The organism is Nostoc paludosum FACHB-159 (assembly GCF_014698835.1).
Lineage (GTDB): Bacteria > Cyanobacteriota > Cyanobacteriia > Cyanobacteriales > Nostocaceae > Nostoc > Nostoc paludosum.
On record NZ_JACJTU010000066.1, the window covers coordinates 1 to 23,905 of the forward strand.

22 protein-coding genes are annotated in these 23,905 nt (G+C 42.1%); 5 read left to right on the plus strand and 17 right to left on the minus strand.

The features are described from left to right. Positions 1-236, plus strand: a 236-nt coding sequence (locus H6H03_RS34610) for a hypothetical protein (RefSeq protein WP_190959537.1), incomplete at its 5' end; no start/stop codon positions are given. Positions 237-263: 27 nt separating this feature from the next. Here the strand turns inward: H6H03_RS34610 and H6H03_RS34615 are convergent. Both H6H03_RS34615 and H6H03_RS34620 read right to left on the minus strand, forming a co-directional pair. Then, positions 264-3,434 carry an efflux RND transporter permease subunit gene (locus H6H03_RS34615; protein ID WP_190959538.1) on the minus strand — a complete coding sequence of 1,057 codons (3,171 nt, stop codon included), beginning with the start codon at positions 3,432-3,434 and terminating at the stop codon, positions 264-266. Between the two features lie 155 nt (positions 3,435-3,589). Continuing rightward, positions 3,590-4,942 (minus strand): efflux RND transporter periplasmic adaptor subunit, encoded by a 1,353-nt coding sequence (locus H6H03_RS34620; protein ID WP_190959539.1) that lies wholly within the window; start codon positions 4,940-4,942, stop codon positions 3,590-3,592. 174 nt (positions 4,943-5,116) lie between these two features. On the opposite strand from H6H03_RS34620, the gene H6H03_RS34625 reads away from it, so the two are divergent. Next, on the plus strand, positions 5,117-5,410 hold the full coding sequence (locus H6H03_RS34625; protein WP_190959540.1) for a hypothetical protein: 294 nt from the start codon (positions 5,117-5,119) through the stop codon (positions 5,408-5,410). Here the strand turns inward: H6H03_RS34625 and H6H03_RS34630 are convergent. Next, positions 5,363-5,749, minus strand: a complete 387-nt coding sequence (locus H6H03_RS34630; protein WP_190959541.1) for a hypothetical protein — start codon at positions 5,747-5,749, stop codon at positions 5,363-5,365. The genes H6H03_RS34625 and H6H03_RS34630 overlap by 48 nt on opposite strands. 109 nt (positions 5,750-5,858) lie before the next feature. Between H6H03_RS34630 and rppA the strand changes: the two genes are divergently transcribed. Both rppA and H6H03_RS41620 read left to right on the plus strand, forming a co-directional pair. Next, positions 5,859-6,533, plus strand: coding sequence for a two-component system response regulator RppA (rppA, locus tag H6H03_RS34635; protein ID WP_190959542.1), 675 nt, complete (start codon positions 5,859-5,861; stop codon positions 6,531-6,533). Beyond that, complete coding sequence (locus H6H03_RS41620) at positions 6,482-6,607, plus strand: hypothetical protein (RefSeq protein WP_277927406.1); 126 nt, start codon at positions 6,482-6,484, stop codon at positions 6,605-6,607. Before rppA ends, H6H03_RS41620 begins: the two co-directional genes overlap by 52 nt. Here the strand turns inward: H6H03_RS41620 and H6H03_RS34640 are convergent. Together H6H03_RS34640 and H6H03_RS41625 are read right to left on the minus strand one after the other, a co-directional pair. Beyond that, complete coding sequence (locus H6H03_RS34640; protein ID WP_190959543.1) at positions 6,604-6,999, minus strand: four helix bundle protein; 396 nt, start codon at positions 6,997-6,999, stop codon at positions 6,604-6,606. The genes H6H03_RS41620 and H6H03_RS34640 overlap by 4 nt on opposite strands. After that, positions 6,968-7,102: a hypothetical protein gene (locus H6H03_RS41625; RefSeq protein ID WP_277926224.1), complete on the minus strand. Its 135-nt coding sequence runs from the start codon at positions 7,100-7,102 to the stop codon at positions 6,968-6,970. Before H6H03_RS41625 ends, H6H03_RS34640 begins: the two co-directional genes overlap by 32 nt. A gap of 5 nt (positions 7,103-7,107) precedes the next feature. Here H6H03_RS41625 and H6H03_RS34645 point away from each other — a divergent pair, with 5 nt between their 5' ends. Further along, complete coding sequence (locus H6H03_RS34645) at positions 7,108-8,385, plus strand: sensor histidine kinase (protein WP_190959544.1); 1,278 nt, start codon at positions 7,108-7,110, stop codon at positions 8,383-8,385. Positions 8,386-8,387: 2 nt separating this feature from the next. Here H6H03_RS34645 and devC read toward each other — a convergent pair whose 3' ends face one another. From devC to H6H03_RS34705, 12 genes are all read right to left on the minus strand, one after another. After that, positions 8,388-9,557, minus strand: a complete 1,170-nt coding sequence (devC, locus tag H6H03_RS34650; RefSeq protein WP_190959545.1) for an ABC transporter permease DevC — start codon at positions 9,555-9,557, stop codon at positions 8,388-8,390. Between the two features lie 42 nt (positions 9,558-9,599). After that, complete coding sequence (locus H6H03_RS34655) at positions 9,600-10,790, minus strand: ABC exporter membrane fusion protein (protein ID WP_190959546.1); 1,191 nt, start codon at positions 10,788-10,790, stop codon at positions 9,600-9,602. A gap of 99 nt (positions 10,791-10,889) precedes the next feature. Next, positions 10,890-11,909 (minus strand): oxygen-dependent coproporphyrinogen oxidase, encoded by a 1,020-nt coding sequence (gene hemF, locus H6H03_RS34660; protein ID WP_190959547.1) that lies wholly within the window; start codon positions 11,907-11,909, stop codon positions 10,890-10,892. A gap of 191 nt (positions 11,910-12,100) precedes the next feature. Next, positions 12,101-13,084 carry a hydroxymethylbilane synthase gene (gene hemC / locus H6H03_RS34665; RefSeq protein WP_190959548.1) on the minus strand — a complete coding sequence of 328 codons (984 nt, stop codon included), beginning with the start codon at positions 13,082-13,084 and terminating at the stop codon, positions 12,101-12,103. A gap of 84 nt (positions 13,085-13,168) precedes the next feature. Beyond that, positions 13,169-14,251, minus strand: a complete 1,083-nt coding sequence (gene hemE / locus H6H03_RS34670) for a uroporphyrinogen decarboxylase (RefSeq protein WP_190959549.1) — start codon at positions 14,249-14,251, stop codon at positions 13,169-13,171. Between the two features lie 90 nt (positions 14,252-14,341). Continuing rightward, positions 14,342-15,718 carry a cytochrome P450 gene (locus H6H03_RS34675; protein ID WP_190959550.1) on the minus strand — a complete coding sequence of 459 codons (1,377 nt, stop codon included), beginning with the start codon at positions 15,716-15,718 and terminating at the stop codon, positions 14,342-14,344. Between the two features lie 58 nt (positions 15,719-15,776). Further along, positions 15,777-16,832: an aromatic ring-hydroxylating dioxygenase subunit alpha gene (locus H6H03_RS34680; RefSeq protein ID WP_190959551.1), complete on the minus strand. Its 1,056-nt coding sequence runs from the start codon at positions 16,830-16,832 to the stop codon at positions 15,777-15,779. Between the two features lie 95 nt (positions 16,833-16,927). Continuing rightward, positions 16,928-17,992, minus strand: a complete 1,065-nt coding sequence (locus H6H03_RS34685; RefSeq protein ID WP_190959552.1) for an aromatic ring-hydroxylating dioxygenase subunit alpha — start codon at positions 17,990-17,992, stop codon at positions 16,928-16,930. Between the two features lie 284 nt (positions 17,993-18,276). Further along, positions 18,277-19,626, minus strand: coding sequence for a glutamyl-tRNA reductase (locus tag H6H03_RS34690; protein WP_190959553.1), 1,350 nt, complete (start codon positions 19,624-19,626; stop codon positions 18,277-18,279). 280 nt (positions 19,627-19,906) lie between these two features. Further along, on the minus strand, positions 19,907-21,418 hold the full coding sequence (locus tag H6H03_RS41630) for a calcium-binding protein (RefSeq protein ID WP_190959554.1): 1,512 nt from the start codon (positions 21,416-21,418) through the stop codon (positions 19,907-19,909). 184 nt (positions 21,419-21,602) lie between these two features. Further along, complete coding sequence (locus H6H03_RS34700; protein WP_190959555.1) at positions 21,603-23,045, minus strand: FAD-binding protein; 1,443 nt, start codon at positions 23,043-23,045, stop codon at positions 21,603-21,605. A 120-nt stretch (positions 23,046-23,165) separates the two neighbouring features. Beyond that, positions 23,166-23,786 carry an L-2-amino-thiazoline-4-carboxylic acid hydrolase gene (locus tag H6H03_RS34705; RefSeq protein WP_190959556.1) on the minus strand — a complete coding sequence of 207 codons (621 nt, stop codon included), beginning with the start codon at positions 23,784-23,786 and terminating at the stop codon, positions 23,166-23,168. Positions 23,787-23,905: the final 119 nt, after the last annotated feature.

Below are 23,905 nucleotides of genomic sequence, written 5' to 3' on the forward strand. Positions count from 1 at the left end.
ATCGCCTTGCACCTTTGTTGCATCGCCTTGCACCTTTGTTGCATCGCCTTGCACCTTTGTTGCATCGCCTTGCACCTTTGTTGCATCGCCTTGCACCTTTGTTGCATTGCCTTGCACCTTTGTTGCATTGCCTTGCACCTTTATTGCATTGCCTTGCACCTTTGTTGCATTGCCTTGCACCTTTGTTGCATCGAAGAGTAAAAATTAACTTTCTGTATCTTACACAACAACTCTAAAAGACTTGTATGTACGCGGTAGTTGCATTAAGTAACTACTTTGTCTGGATTTTTGGGAACCGCCGATCGCGGTGATTTACGTCCAGAGATATCGTGTAGTAAACCCATGAGTGCGGGTACGACGGTGGGAGTCAAAATGGTGGAAAAAGCTAGACCACCAGTCAAGACGATGCCTAAGCCTTGATACAACTCTGAACCTTGACCCGGTAGCACCGCCAGGGGTAACATTCCCAGGACACTGGTGCCGGCGGACATGAAAATTGCCCGCAGGCGATCGTTTGTGGCATTGTACAGCGACGCGTCATAATCTTCACCTGCTTCTTGGAGCTGCAAGGCGCGATCGACTAGCAAAATGGCGTTGTTTACAACCACACCTGTAAGGATGACAAATCCCAAAGCGGTAATCATATCCAACGCCACATTCATGCCCGGAATTTGGTTAGCAATTACTAAACTCAATAGTGCCCCACTCATTCCCATTGGCACTGTTGCCATAATTACCACTGGATAGAGGAATGAGCGATACAAAGCTACCAGTAACAAGTAAGTAATCAAAATCGAAAAGACAAATGCAGCGGCTAATTGACCGACAGTTGTTGCTAACTGATCCGCTGAACCCGCCAGTTCTAAGCGATAGCCTGTTGGCAGATTGGCACGCAAAGGAGCGAGAATTTCTTCTTCGGTACGTTCTACCAGCGTCGCCAGGGGAGCGTCGGGTGCAAGGGTGACTGTGAGAGTAATTGAACGGTCTAAATCGACGTGGTTAATGGCGTCGGCTCCAGTTGTTTCGACGACTTCGGCAACATCTCCTAGTTGCACTTGTCGTCCTTGTGCATACAAAGGTAATTGACGCAGTTGTTCTGGGGTTTCCACAGCAGTATTTTGCAATTCCACTGAGACATCTAGTTCTTCTTTGCCATCAATGAAATCGGAAGCAATGCGACCACCCAATGCTGCTTCTACCATTGAACCAATTTCGGCTTCCGAAAGTCCCACTTCTGCAAGGCGTTCGCGGTTGGGAATTACTTGTAATTCAGCTGCACCCAAGACAAAATTCGATCGCACATTTTGTACCCCTTGGAGCGATCGCAATTTAGCGGTAATTTGCTTTTCTAAATCGCCAATTTGATTGAGGTCATCGCCGACAATATCGATTTCAAATTCTTTACCAGGATCGCGGAAAATAGAAATTCGTGTGGGGATGACAAAGCGGTAGCCAGCAAAGTTGCTGCTTTGGGCGCGTAATCGATCCACCATGTCGGCGAGTCCGGTGGTTGTGGCAAACTCTGGTTTTAAAATAGTTGAAATCCCGCGCAATGCCCCAGGACGGTCAACGTACATGATGCGGTCAACTTCTGGTTGCGATCGCAGAAATTTTTGCACGGGTTGAGATTGCCGAATCGCTTCGGGGATACTAGTTCCCGGCAAAGGTTCCGCCCGCAACACTACTAAATTACGATTTCCTTCGGGCAAATAATCAGCTGGTGGTAAAAGAAAAATACTAGTGACGAGTAAAACAACCGGAATCGACAGTACAAACAACCTGCGACCAATACGTTTACGTCCCAGCGACCAACTGACAGTAGAGGCGAGAAAGTTCTCTAGTTTACCCTGAAAATGACGAAAAACGGCAGAGGTTTTCGCCACCATCCGCTCAAACCAATTACCTCCACGGTATTCACCGCCCTGCATCATTTGGATAGCTTCTGATTGTTTCAGGAATAATCCTGATAGCATTGGTACTAAAGTTAACGCCGCAAACAACGAAAATAGGGAAGAGGCAGAAAGAGCGATCGCCATATCGGTGTAAAGTTGCCCTGCTTCACCCGTCACCATAATTAGCGGTACAAATACCACTACGTTGGTTAAGGTGGAACCAAGCATTGCGCCCCAAACTTCCTGCGTACCTTCAATAGCTGCTCGCAAGGCACTTTTACCTTGCTGCATGTGGGTGAAGACATTCTCAATCACGACAATCGAGTTATCTACAACCATACCCACGGAAAATGCTAGTCCTGCTAAGCTGATGATGTTTAATGTGCGTCCAAGTGCAGACATGACAATAAACACAGCAATTGTACCGATAGGAATCGTAATTGCAATTACAGCAACAGTTCGCATTGAACCAAGGAATAGCAATAAAACAATGGTTGCTAGTAATGCTCCACTAATCAAGTTCTCTCGAACGAAGCTTACCGATTGATTGATATACTCGCTTTCGTCGTAGTTGTAGACAAAGCGAATGCCTTGATTTTGCCGATCGAACTCAGTTTGCAGCGCGGCTATTTCGGCTCGAATGCCTTTAGCCACTTCTGGCACATTCGCCCCGATCTGCCGAATTACACCAATGGCTACCCCTGGTTTACCATTGAATACCAAAGCACTATCTTGGGGTTTGCGTCCCATTTGTGCGATCGCCACATCCCGCAAATAAACTGTACCGGATTGGTCGCGTCGCAGCACAAAGCCTTCAATTTCTGATAAATCCTGGGAACGGCTGACTGTACGTACCCGATATTCTCTGCGTCCTAAAATTAACGGGCCGCCCCGGATATCGCGGTTGTTTTCCTGTAAAACTCTGACTACATCACCGATTGTGAGATTGCGATCGCTTAATGCTTTGGGATCGATTTTCACCTCAACTTCTCGTTCTTGTCCGCCCACTATTAGGAATTGTCCAGTTCCTTCGACTCGCCGCAAACGGGGAATCACCACTTCTTCGGCTAAATCTCGATAGCGGTTGGCGTCCGGTTGAAATCCTTCTTTGGTATCAAACGGAATCCACATCATCGGTGAAGTGTTACCACCCACCAATTCCACATTCGATTCTTGAGCTTCTGGGGGCAAACTTTCCACCTGTTGCAAGCGGTTGAGAACATCCACCAGGCGCTCTTGCACATTGGCATCCTGAGCAAATTCCAGCGTAATGCTGCTACGTCCAGCACGAGAAGTACTACTGATTTCTTGAACGCCCAGCACCTCCTCCATCTGTTCTTCAATGGGACGGGTAATTAGGTCTTCTACCTCCGTCGGCCCGGCTCCAGGATAGGTAGTTGTGATTGTAATTTCCGGGCGATCGCCTCCTGGTTGCAATTCAAGGGGTAACTTGAACAGCGAGAATACCCCAAACATTGCCAGCAAGCAAAATAGAACGAAAGTACCATGTCGCCAGCGAACGGCGGTTTCGATAAAATTCATAGTAATTCGTAATTTGTAATTCGTAGTTGAGAAAGTTATATTTCAACTGGGTTTGCAGGCTTTTGAAGAAGAAAGGGTTAAAGGAGAAAGAGAACAGTAAAATTTATACCTCTAATTCTTCCTCTTTAACCGACTTCTGCAAGAAGTATATTGTTTTAAGTTGGATCGACTATCTTTACAGGCGCACCATCTTGCAAACCGTCACCGCCACGTAGGACAATGCGTTGACCAGTACGTAAGGTGGGATGATAAATTGCGACATTTTTACCCATGTCGGCAAGCATTTCTACTGTAATTTGTTTGGCTTTGCCATCGGCAACGGTGAAAACTAACCACTGATTTTGGCGTCTGGTTAAGGCATCTCTTGATACTACAAAACTAGTACGGTTTGAGGGGAGGTTGAGATTACCTGCGATCGCCATTCCAGGTATTAATCCTGTTGGTGGTTTGTTAATTTGGACGCGCACGCGCTGGCGACGGGACGCAGGATCGGCGGCAGGAACTACAGCGGTGATGCCGGCGCGTTGTTTCCATTGGGGTAAGGCACGGGCAGTAAGATCGATTGTCATGCCTGGGGTAACTGTTCCGCTGAGTTCTTCTGGTAACTCTAGGAAAATGTCGAAGCGATCGCCAGCTACTAGAGTGACAATTTGGCTGTTATTTTGCACTAAATCGCCGCCGCTAACATGGCGAGTCTGCACTATCCCCGATTCCGATGCCAGAATTCGAGTGCGTTGCTGTGCTAATTCGGCTTGGGCTAGGGCGGCTCTAGCTGCTTCTACGTTTGCTCGTTGGGCAGCGATTTCTTCTTGAATCGGCCCGGCTTTGGCTTCAGCCAGTTCAGCCTCAGCTTCTAAGCGTTCTCCTTGGATGTTATTTAATTGTGCTTGGGCTTCAACTAATAATCTTTGAGACAAAGCACCCTCTTTAACAAGATTACTGGTGCGTTTGAGATTATCTTGTGCTTCTAGTTCTCGCGCCTTAGCAGATGTGACTGCTGCTTGACGTTGAGCAATGATTTCTTTGCGAGTACCGACTTCCAAGCGTGCCAGATTGCTGCGTTGTTGTGCCAATTGTGCCCGTGCTTGGCTAATTGCCAATTGCTGATCGGTATCGTCCAAAAACGCGATCGCCATACCTGTTTGCACGCGATCGCCTGGTTGCACGAAAATTCTCTTGACAATTCCACTGGTTTGAGCGCGGAGTATTGATTGCTGACTGGCTTCCACTTGTCCTAAAAGCTGAACACTTCTGGTAGCCCGTCCGTTTGCCAAAGCGATCGTTTCAATTGCCTTTGGGGCTGGTGCTTGCTGCTGTTGTGCAACAGAAGAACGTGGTGCCCCACCAGGAGCCAGCATCCGCCACAGGATAATACCACCAGTCGCCAGAAATAAAATCAGCAATCTCCAGAACCAAGGTTTACCCGAACGAGTAGGTGCTAACTCAGAAGGTGCAGAACTATCTGATTCTGTTTCAACCTTTGAAACTTGAGCTTCAGAAGTATCCATATTCACAGTGAGCTATTAAGGGTTAAAGATGGAGTAAAAGGAAATAGGGATTGAGGATTAGGAAAACTCCCCCCTAGTCTTGTTCAATGTCACCTATTTAAAGGTCAATTATTTTGGAGAAATGTAAAATAACATTACCTTTTTTAGAGTCTATGGAATAAATATGACAAGCAAATGTCAAACGCAATAGGGCATTGGGCATTCCAAGAAGTGTGGGAGGTGTGGGAGGGGTGGGAGGGGTGGGAGGTGTGGGAGGGGTGGGAGGTATGGGAGGATGGTGAAAAAATCTTTCCCCCCTCTCTCCCCACACTCCCCACACTCCCCACACTCCCCACACTCCCCACACTCCCCATACTCCCCACACTCCCCACACTCCCCACACTCCCCACACCCCCCACACTCCCCACACTCCCCCACTCCCTACTCCCCCACTTCCACAATCAGTTCCTTAACTCGATCGCGTGGTAAGCCTAACTCCTGACTGAGAGTGGTTTGAAGTTGGCTCATATCGGTGGTTGGAAATTCAAATACTATGGTTTTGAGGACTGAATTATTAGTTTTCACGTTTACCCGTGAAATTCCTTGTTGTCGAAGAATTTCCACCTCAATGGCTACTACTTTTTTCATCATCTGCCGTGCCGATTGGGTATCCGCTAGGAGATATTTTTTGGTGGTGCGGGAGTGACTCAAAATCCGATCTCCAACAAAGCCACTTCCCAGCCAAAAAACTAATCCAATCAAGGGTAAGGATAACCAAAACACAAAGCCCAGCGATCGCAACACTTGAAAACGTTGAAGTTGCTGCATGGAAGGTATGAGATAGAATACTTACTGTTGCTTATGTGTTATTATTTCACCTTAAATCTTAAGACTATTAAGTAAGCAAAGACAGCAAGTTAAGCATTAAGCAAATGGAATGTTGATCTTACTAGTAGAAGACGACCCATCGCAGTTAGAGCCACTACGAGCAGCATTGTTGAAAGCAGGGCATATAGTAGATGCGCTGACTGATGGCGAAACGGCGCAGTGGTTTGTTTTTCGCAAAGAGTATGATTTGCTGATTTTAGATTGGATGTTGCCTAAAGTCAGTGGCGTAGAATTGTGTCAAGTGTATCGACAGGCGGGTAAAGTAGCTCCCATACTCATGCTGACAGCAAAAGACACCGTTTCAGATAAAGTCAGAGGTTTAGATGCTGGAGCCGATGATTACTTAGTCAAGCCCGTGGATGTGGTGGAATTATTGGCACGGGTGCGGGCATTGGGGCGGCGATCGCCAATGTGGCAAGGAGATATACTTACCTTGGGTGATTTACAACTTCATTTATCCAATTTAATACTCGAACGCGGTTCCTTAACAACTCAACTTTCTAGCCGCGAGTTTCAACTCATGGAATATATGATGCGTCACCCCCGCCAAGTTTTATCTCACGGCCAAATTGAGCAAGCCCTTTGGAATTGGGGAGAAGAACCCGAAAGTAACGCAGTTACCACCTTAGTTCGCCGTTTACGCCAACGCCTACAAACTATTGGTATCAAAGATTGGATAGAAACCGTACATCGCATGGGATATCGGTTAAATCCGCCAAATTAGAGTGGGGTGTGGGGGGTGTGGGAGGTGTGGGAGGTGTGGGGGGTGTGGGAGGTGTGGGGGGTGTGGGAAGTTAGCTGAGTAACCAATCATCTGGGTGGCTAATCATCTTGACTAACCCACTAAGGATTTGATTGTAAGGAATGTAGAGTTCTCTTCCTTGTTCGACTGTGAGATACTGACATTTCACAGCAAACTTTAACCAAACTTGAGTTTCTGCTGCCTCTGCCTCACAATCATTCAATTTAGCAACAAAAGCGGCTTTATATCTTCGTTTTCTCCGAGCTTCTGCCAGATTAGCACAGACTGAGCGAGAGGAGCGACGAATTTGGTCGGTTAATGAATATTTTTCTTCAACAGGAAATTTTTTAGAATGCTCAAAAATTTGCATTGCTGTCTCAAATGCCAATTGATAAATAGCTAAATCCTCATGAGTTCTAAAATAAATTTTCCCTTCTTTTTCTTCCATCTTCATTCAATTTCGACCACTCTCCTCTCCATCTTCCCACACCCCCCACACCCCCCACACCTCCCACACCCCTCACACCTCCCACACCCCCCACACCCCCCACACCCCATGTTTGAACATAGCCGCCGTAATCTTGCTCACTGGTTTGCCCTGTCGATGGGTGGAATTTTGTTTGCGTTTGCTGGGGTGGGTTACTGTCTGAGTGTGGAAGAACAGTTGCGGGTTTTTGATGACGAACTATTTTCACAAAGTAAGGCTTTTGCTGCTAAAACTGAATACTCGCTTTATCAAAGTCAATGGCAAAATCAGCGCAGGCAACAAACTCCTGTGGAAAACGGTGCATCGTTGAATGGTGGACTGGTGTACGCCCGATGGTATAACTCTCAGAAACAACTGGTGCAATTTATTGGTTCGTCTGGTAACAAACAACTGACGGCTGAACCAGGATTTCAAACGTTGGAAATACCACTCAACTCAGATTTACCCAGCAAAACAACCTGGGTTCGCCAAGTTACAGTTCCTGTTTTGTCAGATAAGGAGTTAGTCGGCTATTTCCAAACGGCAGTTCCAATGAACTCTCTACACAGTAGCTTGAACCAAGGCCGCTTGTTTCTTACTTTGGGGGTTCCTGTTACCTTTGGTGTAATTGGAATTACGGGTTGGTTTTTGGGTGGGTTGGCGATGCGGCCAAGTTTGCGGGCTTATCAGCAATTGCAGCGATTTACAGCTGACGCTTCTCATGAGTTACGGGCACCTGTGGCTACGGTATTGAGTAATGCCCAGGTTGCTCTGATGCCACCGGAAGATTTATCTGAACAAAGATTGCGGTTGCAAAATATTGCCGAAACTGCTAAGTCCATGACTACGCTAATTAATAATCTGCTTTTCCTGTCGCGTCATAATGGTTCGCTGACGGACACGATATTAAAACCTGTTGATTTGTGTGAAATCTTAAAATCCCTTGCCCAAGATTTTGCGGCTCAGGCTCCTGCCCAAAACCTTAATTTTAATGCGCGATTTCCAGAACAAGCCGTAATGTTAGAAGCTGATGCCAATTTGCTCAAACAAGCGGTGATTAATCTACTGACTAATGCTTTCAAATATACGCCAACGGGAGGTAAGGTGGAATTACTACTTTTTACCCAGTCTCACTGGGCGGTAATTCAGGTTAAAGACGATGGCATTGGTATTCCCGCTGCTGATTTACCACATATTTTCGATCGCTTTTATCGTGTAGATGCTGTTCGTTCTCGTGAAACAGGCGGCTTTGGGCTGGGACTGGCGATCGCTCAACAAATTGTGCAAGGATACAATGGCCAAATAACTGTTAAAAGTACAGTTGGTCAAGGCTCAACTTTTCAAATTAACCTTCCCCTCAAACTTTGATGCTAAAAGATATCAGCAGGGTCGGCAGCGCGCAGTTTTTGAATGGCGATCGCTCCTGATAAAATACACATGACAATGGTTAATGTCAGCACCGTAATGGCACGACTAAGTTTCATCGCAATGGGTAAAAATGTTGCAGATTGAGTCATTATGTATAGTCCATTGGAGATGAAAATTCCTGGTATAAAGCCCAAAGTCGCTAATATAAAAGCTTCTTGCAGAACAATTCGGACAAAATACAGATCGCTATAACCCATGGCCTTTAATGTGGCGTATTCTGGCAAATGATCTGAGACATCTGTGTAGAGAATTTGATAAACAATTACTGTTCCGACTAAAAACCCGATAACGACACCAAAGCCAAAAATATAGGCGATGGGAGAGCCATTAGCCCAATATGTACGTTCGCGATCGGCAAATTCATCTCTGGTTAATACTAGTAAATTATCTGGTAAAATTGATTTTAACTCTGCTTGTAAAAGCTGAATATTAGCATTGGGTTTTAATCGAATAATTCCTACATCAATATCATTAGCTTGTCGTCTTTTAAACAGCCGTAAAAATGTCGAATCACTAGTGATTAAATTACCTTCAGCAGAAAAGGAAGAACCAAGAGTAAATAAACCAGTAATTTTAATTTTATAATTATTAACTTGTACGTCAAGGGGATTTTCCGTTGCTAATAATTTAGGAACATCACCGATTTGGGGTAGTAATCCAGCCCTGTCAAATAGTGCATTGTTCATTAACAATAGTTGGTCTAATTGCCGATTTACTTCTGGCAAATCAAATGCAGGTTTATTGGGATTAATTCCATAGACGAATATTTGGCGACTGCCTTGATTTTCTGGATTGCGCCAATTAGCTTGACCAATATAAAGAAAGCTCACAGAATCTACACCATCCACACCTACTGCTTGATAAAGGTTATCTCTAGAAAAACTTTTGATGGCGTTGAGATTATCAGACAGTTTATTAACTATAAATAAATCACCTTGGAGGATGGCATAAGGGCGCACCTGGGAATCAAATAGTGCATCTTTCATGCCTAGTTGCAAAAACATGAGTAAATCAGCAAACGCAATTCCAGCTATAGCTACTGCAAGGCGGCCTTTTTTGTAACTCATTTGCCGCCAAGACAAAAAAGTTTTACGAAATATTTTTTTCAGCATTATCTAAATTTGATTTTATAAAAATTTGTAATGATTAAGAATTCAGAATTCTGAATTCTGAGGCTCAATAGCAACTAGTACTTGTGAATTCGTTAAATTTGCAACCTGTCTGCTATCTTGTGGAGTTAGCCAAATTCTGACTTCAACTATTTTGCGATCGAGATTTTCTCCAGGTTCCCCACTAGTTACTTGTTGTTTTTTCACCTGTAGACCAATTGATTTAACAGTACCACGCAATTTACTATAGAATGATTCACTGATGATTGTGGCTGGCTGACCCGGACGAATTTTGCTAATGTCAGTCTCATAAACTTCTGCTACTACTTGCATTTGGTTAGTTTGTCCCAACTCGACAATACCTTCGTTGCTGACGACTTCTCCCGGTTTAGCGTAAATATCGAGGATACGGCCTGCTATTGGTGCGCGGATATAAGCTTGTGCTAGTTCTGCTTTTGCTTTGTTTGCGGCTGCACTAGCTTTTAAAACTTCAGCTTGCGCCGCTTGCACATCTACTGGTCGCACTTCGGCAATTCTGTCTAAATTGGCTGTAGCTTGATTAATTTGCTCTCTAATTGTGTCGTTACTCTGATTTTGCTGGGCTTTAGCTTCGTTAAGTTGTGCTTGTGCTGTTTCTAGAGTCAGCCGTTTTCTGTCTAGTTCGGCAGATGCGATCGCTCCTTGTTGATAAAGTGACAAATAGCGACTATATTCAGCATTGGCATTGTTCACCTCAGCCTGCCAACGCGCAATTGAGGCTTGCTGCGTAGCCACTTCACCCTTTAACTGTTCTTGCAAACGCACAATTTCCGCTTGCTGAGCGCTAATTTCCCCAGATTTTGCACCTGCTTTCACCTTAGCTAGTTCTGCTTGGGAGACTTTCACCTGTGCTTGTGCTTCCAAGAAAGCGCTTTGTAGGCGGCTTTGGGCATCCATTATTGCAATTACTTGGCCAGCCTTAACGCTATCGCCCCGTTGTACCAAAAGTTGAGTTACGCGGTCATTACTGAGAGTCGCAGGTACAGATACTTTAATTGATTCCGTCGCTGGTTCGAGTCGTCCTAATGCGCTGATTTTGCGAACAACCAAAGGAGTTTTGACAACTTGAGTTGATGGAGTAGGTTCTTTAGATTGAGAAATACCATAGAAAAAGATGGCGCTGCTGATACCTACTGCTGTAACGATGAAAGCAAGTGTCCATTTACCGGAGGGTTTTGATAATGCTTGGAGATTCATAGGTATTGCGAATGGGGCATTGGGGATGGGGCATTGGGCATTGGGCATGGGGCATGGGGCATTAGCTATTCTCCGCGTTCCCGCGTCTCCCCAGTCAACTCATTTCAGCCAATTTTGAGGCTTTAAGAAAGTTGTGTATAATTCGGCTTCTGGGGTGTTGGGTTCTGGTTTATAGTCGTATTCCCAACGGACTAGGGGAGGTAGAGACATGAGAATTGATTCGATGCGTCCGTTGGTTTGCAGACCAAAAATTGTGCCTCGGTCATAAACTAAGTTGAATTCTACATAGCGGCCTCGGCGATATAGCTGGAATTGACGCTGGCGATCGCTATATTCCATTGACTGCCGTCTTTCAACAATGGGAATATAAGATGGGATAAAAGCATTGGCACAACTACCAGCAAATGCAAATATATCTTCCCAAGTCCGAGGTTTTAGCGAGCCAATTTGCTGACTTTCAACAGCAGCAGCAGAATCAGAGTATGGGCCGCGATACAATTGCCCTAAACCATTTTGATAATCAAAGAAAATCCCACCAACACCACGCGTTTCCTGACGATGTTTCAGGTAAAAGTATTCATCGCACCAAGGTTTAAATACTCTGTAATAGTCTGGATGATGAACATCGCAAGCTTGTTTGAGTACGGAATGAAAATGAATTACATCTTCTACAAAGGGGTAGTAAGGAGTTAGGTCGCAACCACCGCCAAACCACCAAACTGGCCCGGCTTCAAAGTAGCGATAATTCAGATGCACAGTTGGGATATAAGGATTGCGCGGATGCAATACCATAGAGGTGCCTGTGGCATAAAAGCCATGTCCAGCAGCTTGAGGGTATTGAGTCAAAATCGAAGGTGGCAAATCTGTACCCCAAACTTCTGAAAAGTTGACTCCACCTTGTTCAAATATCCCACCATCTCGGATGACACGAGAACGTCCGCCTCCTCCTTCGGGTCTTTGCCACACATCCTCTTGAAATTTCCCTGCGCCATCTATTTGTTCCAAAGTCTGGGAAATATCAGCTTGCAATTTTTGCATAAATGTGCTGACTCTAACCTTGGCATCAGCTGGGGGTAAAGATAGAGTCGGATTTGCTTGGAAAGTGGTAGTACTTGTCATAATTTTTATATTTAAGTGTGTTGGATAATTTTTTCAGGCAAAGGCGCAAAGAGAAGAGGAGTTTGAGATTTTGGTATATGAATAATTAGGAATTAAGAGTTATGGCAGCCAAAGCATAGTTTAGGATATAGGCTGAGCATAAAACCCAGAGACCAAGACACTTTCAAGCCTATTGCCCTAGTCCCCAGTCCCTAACCCCGCACTGTTTGAAAAATTTCGTCTAAAATTTCCTTGGCACCTTGTTGGCGTAGCTTCTGGGCTAGTTCAATGCCTAGATTTTCTGCTGATTCTGCTGCGCCAGTTACAGTGTCTTTTATCAGTCGTTGACCATCGATACTAGCTACTAAACCTGTTAAGGTGAGAGTATTTTCATACAATTTGGTATTTACACCAATTGGTACTTGACAACCGCCTTCTAGTTCTCGCAAGAAAGCACGTTCAGCTAAGGTACGATCGCGTGTAGGAATATGTTCAATAGCTTTCAGTAGTGATAGTACATCTGCATCGTCAGCACGGCATTCGATACCTAAAGCGCCTTGTCCAACAGCGTAGAGAGAGATTTCTGTGGTGAGGACTTGATCGATGCGATCGCTCATTCCTAATCTTTGCAATCCGGCAGCTGCTAAAATCAGGGCATCGTATTCGCCATTATCTAGTTTTGCTAGGCGAGTATTCAAATTGCCGCGCACATCTTTAAATGTAAACTCAGGAAATTTGTTCCGTAACTGCGCTAGTCGTCGCAGTGAAGATGTACCAATAACTGCACCTGCTGGTAAAGTATCTAGTTGTCTATCTTTGTATTTTTCATGGAAAACTACAGCATCAGCTGGGTTTTCCCGTTCTGTTACTGCTCCTAATACTAACCCTGTGGGTAAATTAGTCGGCAAATCCTTGAGAGAATGAACAGCAAAATCAATTTCGCCATTCAGCATTCCTAATTCTAATTCTTTAGTGAATAGTCCTTTGTCACCAATCTTGGCTAATGCTACATCTAAGATATTATCACCTTGAGTAGACATAGTATGAACTTCAAAATTAATATTAGGAAAATGCTGTTGCAGTTGTTCTTTTACCCAATAAGTTTGAACTAAAGCAAGTTGGCTTTTACGAGAACCAATACGAATAGTACGAGAACCAGAATCAATAGAAAGTGAAACCAATTGAGATTGAGCCATATTTTTTAAATTTAATGAATTACTAACAAACTCTCTGCGTAACTTTGCGCTTACCTCAGCGCTCCTTTGCGTTTAAAAAATTAACTAAACCCTAGAAACGAGTAAACTTTCCTTCTGACCTCTCCCTTCTCCCACATATTTAGAATTTTTAGCAGTTTCAAAAAAGAAAGCGACATTTTCTTCCGGAGTGTTTTGCAAAACCCCATGACCAAGATTTAAAATATGTCCTCGATCGCCAGCTTTACGTATAGTTTCTTGAATGCGATCGCTAATATATTCTTGAGAACCAAATAATGCACAGGGGTCTATATTTCCTTGCACGCCAATATGTTTGCCGATGCGTTCTCTAGCTACTGCTAAATCAACTGTCCAGTCAACGCTAATTACATCTACCCCCGATAATGCCATTAATTCTAATATCCCGGCACTATTATTGATATATAAAATCAAAGGTGTTTCTGGATGGGTAGCTTTGATTTGTTTGACAATTTGTTGCAGATATGGTAAAGAAAATTCCTGAAAATCTGCCGGGGTGAGTTGACCAGCCCAAGAGTCGAAGATTTGGATTACTTGGGCGCCGGCATCAATTTGATATTTAGCATAAATCGCGATCGCATCTGCCAGTTTTCCTAAAAATTGATGCAGTATGTCTGGCTGGCGGAAACCCATACTTTTGATAATCGCATAATCCTTTGAACTTTTGCCTTCAATGGCGTAAGCTGCTAAAGTCCAAGGCGCACCAACAAAACCTAACAGAGTCGCTTCACCATTAACTTCTTTGCGTAAAGTTGTCAGAGTCTCCCGCACAAATGGTAACGAGGCTTCTGGGTCAAGGGAAGTTAGCGCATTTATTTGCTGTTGAGTGCGGATAGGCTGCTCAAAAATTGGCCCTCTACTTTCAATAATGTCGAAGGGAATACCAATTCCAGGTAACGGCGTGAGAATATCTGAGAACAAAATCACACCATCGGGTTTGAAAGCATAAAAAGGTTGTAATGAAATCTCCACAGCGATATCTGCATTCTCAGAACGTTCCCGAAACGAGGGATATTTTTCCCGCAAATCGCGGTAAGCCTTCATATAGCGCCCAGCTTGGCGCATCATCCAAACTGGAGGGCGATCGAGTACTTCACCACGCGCAGCTTGCAGTAATCTATAGTTATTCATGTATTTATTTCTCCGTAAAAATTAGGGTTAATTAATTAGACAATTCTCAATTCTTATTCTTTGCGTCTTTGCGTGAATTAATATTTTCACTCAGCTAACTGCATTAACAAACACATTTGATTGACGATAACGACGTTCAGTCACCAGCAAATTTATAGAACGAGAAGGTTCTATTCCTGGGCCGCGACGGATAAAATTCACCGGACGAGTATCAGTTAAAGTTAATTGATAACGCGATAAAATTGTGAATATTACCAACTTCATGAGATACATAGCAAAAGCATTACCTACACACATGCGATTGCCACCACCAAAGGGCAAATATTCATAACTAGAATACTGCCGATTCAGAAAACGTTCTGGTTGGAACTGTTGAGGATTTGAGTAAACTTCCTGGTTACGATGAGTCGAATAAATATTAGGATAAATCCTCGAACCTACAGGGAATTCATAACCCATCGTTTCAAATGGAGCTTGAGCAACCCGCATAAATGCCAGTATAATTGCAGGGGTAATGCGGAGTGTTTCTTGACAGGTTGCTGTTAAGTAAGGCAATTGGGCGATCGCCTTAACATTTGAAAGATCGCTGACTGTATCTATCTCTGCAAGCAACTTTTGCTGAATTTCTGGTACTTTGTGAATCCAGTACAAAGCCCACATTAAAGCCGTCGATGCTGTATCATAACCTACTAGCAGCAACGTAATCAATTCATCGCGCAACTCGCGATCGCTCATTGATTGGCCTTCTTCATCACGAGCTGCTAAAAGTAAAGAAAGAATATCTGTGCGTTCTGATTGGAAATTTTGACGACGTTCGGCAATTTCAGCATATAGTAATTCGTCTACTTCTTTTTGTAGCCGCAAAAAACGTCCCCAAGGACTCCAAGCGCCCCAATCTTTTTGTAAAGCTGGAAAAAATAGAGGAAAAGTAAAATATGCAGAAGTTCCCACACCTACTAATAACAGCAATTTTTCTCTGAGTTTTTCAGAGCGATCGCTTTTAGTTAAACCAAAAACAACATTTAACAAAGCATTCAGAGAAACTTCTCGCATACAGCTAGATAATTCAACAGATGTGCCAACTTTCCAAGACATCATCATCTGTTCAGCTAACTCACAAATGAGACTACCATATAGTCGCATTCGTTCTCCATGATAGGGAGGTACAAGTAATTTTCGCTGGCGTTGATGCGCTTTACCATCGAGCAGCATTAAAGAATTATCCCCCATCACAGGGCGAAACATTTCATTCCCTACCCCAGCTGCAAATGTTCCCAATGGAGCAGTCAAAATATCTTCAAGGGCTTGAGGATGACTGATAATTGTAATTGGTTTTTCACCGGGAAGTTGAATTGTGAAAATATCTCCGTAACGCTGAGTATAAGCATCCAATAAATCTGTAGGTCGTCTACCCCATTGAAATAACTCCGAAAAGGATAGTTTATGAGGCGGATTATCTAATTTCATAGTTTTGGAGGTTCACAATAAATAATCATCTCTTAAGGAATTAACAGGACAATCAAGTTTATTTATGCAATGCACTAACAGGTAATTTCTTTTCAGAAGCTTCTAAACTCCAACCCTTCGCTAAATATTTTTGCTGCAATTTACGCAAAGCAATGCCCAAACCATCAGCAGCAACGTGAATTTCCTCCGAAACGTCTGGTAATGGTTGAGGATCTAAACTTTCAATCACAATCGTATCTTCATGGGCAAGTATACTATCAAGCTTGATGAAAAATTTATCTAACCAAGGAAAGGGTAAAACATTGCGGAATAAAATACGTTTTACAGAAGTAGTTTTTTCATCAATTGGACAGTACCCTGCTAAAACAGCAAACTTAATCGCCCAACGACTATCTCCACCTACATTGATTTCTGCTAAAGTGAAATTAGGTAAATAAAAGCTCAATCTTAATGTGACACGTGGACGACCACCTAATAAAAAGTTGAGAACACTTTTAGAACTACTTAAAGAATCATAAGTGAATTTAGCAACTGCACTATAATCTTGTTCATCTACGTCATATTTAACAGTAGAATTTAGTGGAATTCTTTGACCAAATGATTTTCTGTGAATAGCAATTACATGAGCAAAATCTAAATTAGTTTCCATGAGGCGGACATAATTAGCCTTGTCTAAATCCACATGGGGAGCCGCACGCATAGATGAAGCAAATAAATATTCAGGAATATTTGTTGGTAAAGGAGGACGTTCTGCTTCGGGTAAATCTCCATAAAATAGCCACACGAAACCATATTTTTCTTGTACTGCGTATGTTTGTACTTTAGCTCTTTGAGGAATCGGTGTCTCAGGTGAATTAGCAGGAATATCAATACATTTACCATCGTCTTGGAATTTCCATCCGTGATAAGGACAACGGATACAGCCATCTTCTACCCAACCTAAAGAAAGTGCAGCACCACGATGAGGACATTGGTCTTTGAGAATTACTACTTGTCCTTGACGATTGCGGTAAAGAACAAACTTCTCATTGAATATCACTGTTTGTAGAGGTTTATCGGTGATATTGGCACTAAATTCACAAACATACCAAAAGTTTTTCAAATTCTTTGACATGACTATTAGTTCCTACTTTTTTTAAGTCTTATCTGGTGGTGCGTTAGGCTGAAGCCATAACGCACCCTACTCTACTGAATTCTGAATTCTTCTTTTTAATTTTTCAAAGCAGCAGCCGATTCTGCTACATGTCCATTGGAAATTTCTAATTTGTTTTTCTTAGCAGGTTTCAAACCCCAACCTAGTGCTAAATATTTTTGGCGTAGTTTGCGATAAGCAATAGACAAAGCATCAGAAGGTGTATGAATTTCATCTGCTAAATTATCTGGTATTTCTTGGGGATATTGAGATTCGGTGACTATTCTATCTTCGTTACAAACTTGATAATGGAATTTCAAAAAATATTTATCTGCCCAAGGGTTAGTTAACACACTACGAAATTGAATACGCTTAGTAAGAGTAGTGCGATCGTCAACTGGTAAGTGTATAGCATAATTCACTACTTTTCCACGGCTAAAGTCGCTTTCAATTCTGGTAACGTTGGGGAGAAAGAAATTGGTTTTGGCTTTCAATACTGTCTTTGATGGACGGAAGAAAAGTCTAAAAATACCTTTTGGTTTAGTGAAATTTTTGTATGTAATTCTTGCACTTATGCCCCAAGGTTCCTCTTCAACTTCATACGGTTCAATCTTAGGATCTTGTTTAAAACCCCAACCAAAAGAATTAGCGTGAACTGTTGCGATATGTGCAGGGCAAAGAGCATTTTCAATTACACGCGTGTAATTAGATTTAACTTCAACTTCTAAGAAAATAGGATGCATTGTTGGGTCTTCAAATTCCGGAATTGTCGGAATTGGTGGACGTTCTGCTTCTGGCAAATCGCCGTAAAATAGCCAAATAAAACCGTATTTTTCTTGTATTGGGTAACCTTCGATGTGCGCTCTTTTAGGAATAGGTGTCTCAGGTGAATTAGCAGGTATTTCAACACATTGGCCATCTGCTTGGAATTTCCAGCCATGATAGGGACAGCGAATACAACCATCATCTACCCAACCTAAAGAAAGTGCAGCACCGCGATGGGGACATTTGTCTTGGAGTGCTACCACTTGTCCTTGAGAATTACGATAGAGAACAAATTGCTGATTTAAAATCCGAATTTGTTTAGGTTGATTAGTAACAGCTGCGCTAAATTCGCAAGCATACCAAAAGTTCTTCAACATTTTTGTTTCCTTTATTTAGATAATTTGATTTTTAGCTGCAAATAATTATTGGATTTAGGAATTTAGATTTTAGATAACCCTATTGAAAGCAGAGGGTTAAATAAATAATTTTGGATTTTAGATTTTTTACTCAGCTTGCTTTTTGCAGAGGTAATATAAATTCGCTTGATCTCAGAGATTGTGAGTTTTAAATCTGTAATCCAAAATTGAAAATCTAAAATTAAGTGATAGTAAATTAGAAAATAGTTTCACAGAAATAATAAATAATCTGATTTACTATCAAATTATGTTTGAGAAGATGTTTTTGCTGTCAAACTATATTGCTGTTCTTTGTTATCTAATGGATGTTGTACAGTAGCGAGATTTTCTAAGTTAAATAACATTTGTACAGTTTGGATAGCACGGCGTTGTGTTTCTAAATCTTGCTGCGATCGCAAATGTACCATTGGCTCATGAAGAATCTTATTGATAATACCACGAGTTAGAGCTTCGACAGCTTCTTGATGTTTTTTGGGCAACTCTGCACCCAAACGAGCAAACACTTTTTCTACTTCTTGTTCGCGAATCGTTTCTACTTTTGCGCGTAAACAGTTAATCACAGGAACAGTTTCTCTGGAACAACACCAACTGCGGAATGTCTGTAATTCCTGTTCTAAAAGTGCCTGTGCTTCTACAATCATTTGACGGCGACTTTCTTGATTTTGGGCAACAACAGCCTTCAAATCATCAACATTAAATGTTTGAACGTGAGTTAATTCATTCACATCAGCATTTACGTTACGAGGCACGGATATATCAAACAATAGTAAAGCCTGATTTGGTTTCAAAACCGCTTCTAATTGAGCTTTATCTAGCAGTGGCTCTGTAGCAGAAGTGCTAGTAAAAACTAAATCTGATGCGGCAACTAATGACATCATATCAGTAAGGGGATAACATTCAATTTGAATATCTTTGAACTCACTGACTAATTCTTGCGCTCGTTCCACAGAACGATTGACAACAGAAATTTTAGTTACCTTTTTTGCCAATAAATGTTGTATCAAGCGTCTGGCCATATTGCCAGCACCCACAATTGTGACTCGGTAATTTGATAAATTATCTACCTTAGTTTGAGCCAGTTCTACTGCGGCAGAACTAACAGAAACCGCACCCGTTCCAATGGATGTTTCTGTTCTCACGCGCTTTGCAGCAGTAATAGCTTGCTTGAATAATTGATTGAGAATGCGTTTATCGGAGTGATTATATTGCTGAATTAAATTATGGGTGTGTTTGACTTGCGCCAAAATTTGTCCCTCTCCAATCACTAGACTATCTAGTCCCGCAGCAACCTGCATTAAATGTCTAATAGCGTGGTGATGTTCAAGAGTAAACAAATGTTGAGATAAATCCTGAATAGATAATTGACTATGTTCGCTCAAAAACTGGATAATCTCTTGAATTGCCTGTTCAATGTGAATAGCAACTGCATAAATTTCTAGACGGTTGCAGGTATTAATAATTGCGACCTCTGCAATGTGAGGATAGCTATGTAAATGAGTAATTACCTGTTCAATTTGACTTTCTGCAATGCTCAGTTTTTCTCGAATTTCAACTGGTGCAGTCTTATGACTGAGACCTACAACTACGATATTCATGTTCTTGCCTTGAAGTTCGTTCTCTCTTGGTTAATTAATCTTTAGTGTTTAATGACGTGAACGATCGCTTTTGCTTTAATAATTAGTCAGAAGTTTTATGTTGTTTTATGCAAATGATTTACTAATTATTTAATTTCTTGAAGCGATCGCTCTTAAATCATTGCAGTACTTGGCTGATATTCAGCCGATTCAAATTCACATAAATTTACACAAATACGATCCCATCTGTGCAATTAATCCCATTGACCAAATAATTACGAATTACTCTGACAAGTCTGCATCATCTTACAACAATGTTGAAAGACGTAAAAGCGAGATTACTAGCAAGCTGAGCAAATTGTACTTGTGCGCTTGCACCCGTACCGTCCGCATCAAAGAAGAGTCCACCTGTGATGTCGTTGTAGATAAACCGTTGTTCTGTGGTGTTGGTAGTATTACCAAGGACAAACTGGAATGGTAAAACCACGCCTGAAGTCAGCCCACCACCAAACCCAGAAGCAGTAACAACGATGGCATCCTCTGTGACATTAAAATCGCCGATAGTATCAATACCTTGGCCGGGTTCAACAAAGCTAAATGCATCTTTCCCAGCACCACCAAACAATGTGTCAGCATACTTTCCAGCACCACCAGTAATGATGTCGTTCCCTGCACCACCTAAGAGTAAGTCATTACCAGGGCCAGGGTCGAGGAAGTCATCACCATCACCACCATCTAGAGTATCATTGCCGGCATCATCAGCTAAAAAGTCATCACCTGTACCCCCCTTAAGATAATCATTACCAGTGGCACCATATAAATAATCGATACCTTCCTCACCATAGAGGAAGTCATTGCCATCATCACCATACAGTCCATCAATACCGGCGCCACCCTTGAGAGTATCGTTAGAATCACGACCAAAAACGATGTCATTTCCATTGCCTGCATTGATGCGATCGCTTTTCTTGGAACCTATGATGTAATCATTATCAGCTTCGTTAGTGCCAGAACTAGAACCGCTACCCTTAGCCGGATTAACGATGATGTTAAAGGGAGTAAAAGTAAGACCCTGAGAAAGTTGGGCAAACTGCACTTGAGAGGTTGTACCCGTACCATCAGGATCGAAAAATAAACCGCCTGTCACATTGTTGTAGATAAAACGATGATCCGCTGTAGTCGCAGCATCGCCAACAACAAATTGAGACGGCGAAAGTGAACCTGGAGTCAGCCCACCACCAAAGCCGAAACCATTAACTATGATGGCATCGTCTGTGGGATTAAAATCTACTATCTTGTCAATACCTTGTCCAGGCTCAACGAAAATAAATAAGTCTTTGCCCGGCCCACCAATTAATGTATCGCTATTCGGCCCTACGCCACCGGTGACTATATCATCACCTGCGCCGCCTATAACTAAATCATAGCCAGGGCCAGGGTCGAGGAAGTCGTTACCATAACCGCCATCTAGGGTATCATTCCCCCCATCATCTGCGACTAAATCATCGCCTGCACCACCGCTGAGATAATCATTTCCTGCTGCACCATAGAGGAAGTCAATGCCATTACCACCAAACAAGAAGTCATTGCCATCATCACCATACAGACCATCGATACCATTACCACCAATTACGATATCAGAGCGATCGCCACCAAAAAGGATATCATTACCATCTTTACCATTTATATAATCGCCTTTTTGAGAACCTTTGATATCGTCACCCTCTGCTGTCCCAAAGATAGTTTTTTTCTTTTTATCTTTGCATATTTGATTTTTTGGTTTCCAAACAAAATTGCTATTGTTAACAGACATCTTATTCCTATCCCCCAGTATGTAATTCGTTTTTAGTCCCTTTATTCAGCCCTAATTAGCTAAATTTTCGTTCAAAATTTTTAATTTATTCCACATCTATTTTGCGTATCTAAACTGGATTAAACTCTTGTGGAGTAGGCATCTTGTCCGCCCAATTCATGCAATTTAAATGTGGAATAACTTATTAAACAACAGGCTGCAATGTATTAGTCAGTGCTGTAACAGCACCTTGCTGTGAATAAGCAAACGGTTCATTTTCATACTGGAAAAAGCCAGGATTGAGTATACATTGAGGATCGTATTTACGCTTTAACTCATTAATTTTCAACCAGTAATCACCATACTGGAGCCGCCATTTGGGAAGGTCGAATTCCGTCCAACTCGCTATATATCTTTTGCCACCCATTTGCAAAGCCAACTCAGTCAATTGATTTAATTGTTTTAAAACTGGTTGTACTTGAGATTTAGGAACAGTGGGATACATACCAAAGCCTAAAATCAATTCTTCGTCAGGCAAAGCAAACATCGGTACTTTCGTATTCCGAGCCATCAGACTAAACGAGCCTATCGGTGTAGCTCTGAAGTCAATAAAAGAGGGTATACGCTCAAGAGCAGTTTGAATGAATTCTTTAGCAATTGAACCAGGCAAAAGAACATCTATCCAAGGGTTAGCAGTTCCGGGGAGGTGAGGTACTTGAATAGCTGGTTGAATAAACTTACTAAAGTTAAAATCTTCGGTGTGGATATGACGATAGAAATTTAAATCAGAGAGTAGTTCTTGTTCGTTGATATCATCAAGAGAATCCACCTCTAAAGTGACCTGCATTCTATAGAACCACTCAATTAAAGGCTTAATACCTGTTTCCCCTAGCCTAGAAACTCCTAATATACAAGGAGAGAACATGGCTAATAATCCATCAACACGATTCTCTAAAATGAGACGACGCTGGTCATTTAAAAAAGTATTGATGTCGTCATAACAGAGAAAATAAGTACGAGTAAAAGGGCGATACTTTCTCAGACGATGCTGTATTTTAGTGATGATACCAAACTGACCGTAACCACAAAGAGCATGATGAAATAACTCACTATTTTCTTCTGGAGTACACCACAACACATCTCCTGTGGTGGTAACAACTTCCAAACCGAGACAATTATCAGCTTGGGAACCATAGCGAAAAGAATTCTGCCCCAACCCACCTGCACAATGGGTTCCACCAATGGTGACATCAAAATAGTTTGTCAGCACAGGAGGAATAACACCGTGAGGTAAAGAAGTATCAACAATTTGCTTCCAAGTAGTACCAGCATCAGCTTTAAACCACAACTGCTCAGGACAGAATTCATGAATTTGATTCAGATTTCTCATATCTAGGAGAATTCCGTCTTGATTTAAAGACTGGCCGCTTAATGAATGTCCCGCAGCCCTAGAAGAAATTGTTAATTCATGTTCAGCAGCATACTTAACTGCTTTGGCAACATCAAAAGAATTTTGAGGACGAATAACCACTTGGGGTTGTTTTTGAATAATTCCGCCAAAATCTTGCGAAACTGCTACTAAATCTTCTGCTATAGTGCTAACTTCGCCTGTAATAATTTGGTTTAAATCAGAGATAATTCCGTTCATAAAAGCAATTTTTAGTGATAGATTTCAGCAGAATAATAGTTGCGTAGGTTAGGTTGAGGAATGAAACCTAACCTATAGTTCTAATTAATTCTGATTTCTGAGTTTATAATTTTGGATTCTTCAAAAACCCATCTTCATTTTCAACATTCTGATCCCTGCTCGTATTAATGTAGGAGCTAGTTTCACAATATCGATAATTTGGGTAAAAACGCTGGGTGTATTTTGTTTTAACTCTGTCACTGTGTGAGACGGTCTTTCATATTTAAATACACAAACACAGTCACCTTCTGCTTGTTTGCTTAACAGTGTAGCTTTCATCCCTGGAAAAGCCCTTCTAGCTGCTTCTTGTTCCATTTCACAAAGCACGCGACAAGGTGTTTCAAAACCATACTCTTTAGCTAGAGATAAAGCTGGGCAAACTCTTTGAATTTCTAGTGCAGCATCTACACCATTTTGAGAAACATCTACAATTTCCGTAATAAACCCCATAGGACGCAGTAGGGGAATGGATTTCTTGAAACCTTGAGCGATGGTATTATTATCAATAAATGCTCCCATCAATGCTTTTTGTTGTTCGGGATATTTTTCCAGCATTTTTTCATAAGCTGCTTCTTCCCCTAACTCTTCTACTAGCTTGTTGTAGCGGATGAACCTATTTCTAAATAAGTTGATAGCTTTGGATTTATCCATATTTAGGACATCTTCCAAACGTAAGTCGCCAGCGCCCATTTTTTCTGTCATTTTTTGTAGTTCCTATGAGTAATTTTTATCAAAAAAATTGACGAGACCTTTAGTAATCTAGTAAAGTGAAAAGCCTGAGGTTTTCAGCTAATTATAAATCCTGCCCTTGCTATTCTTAG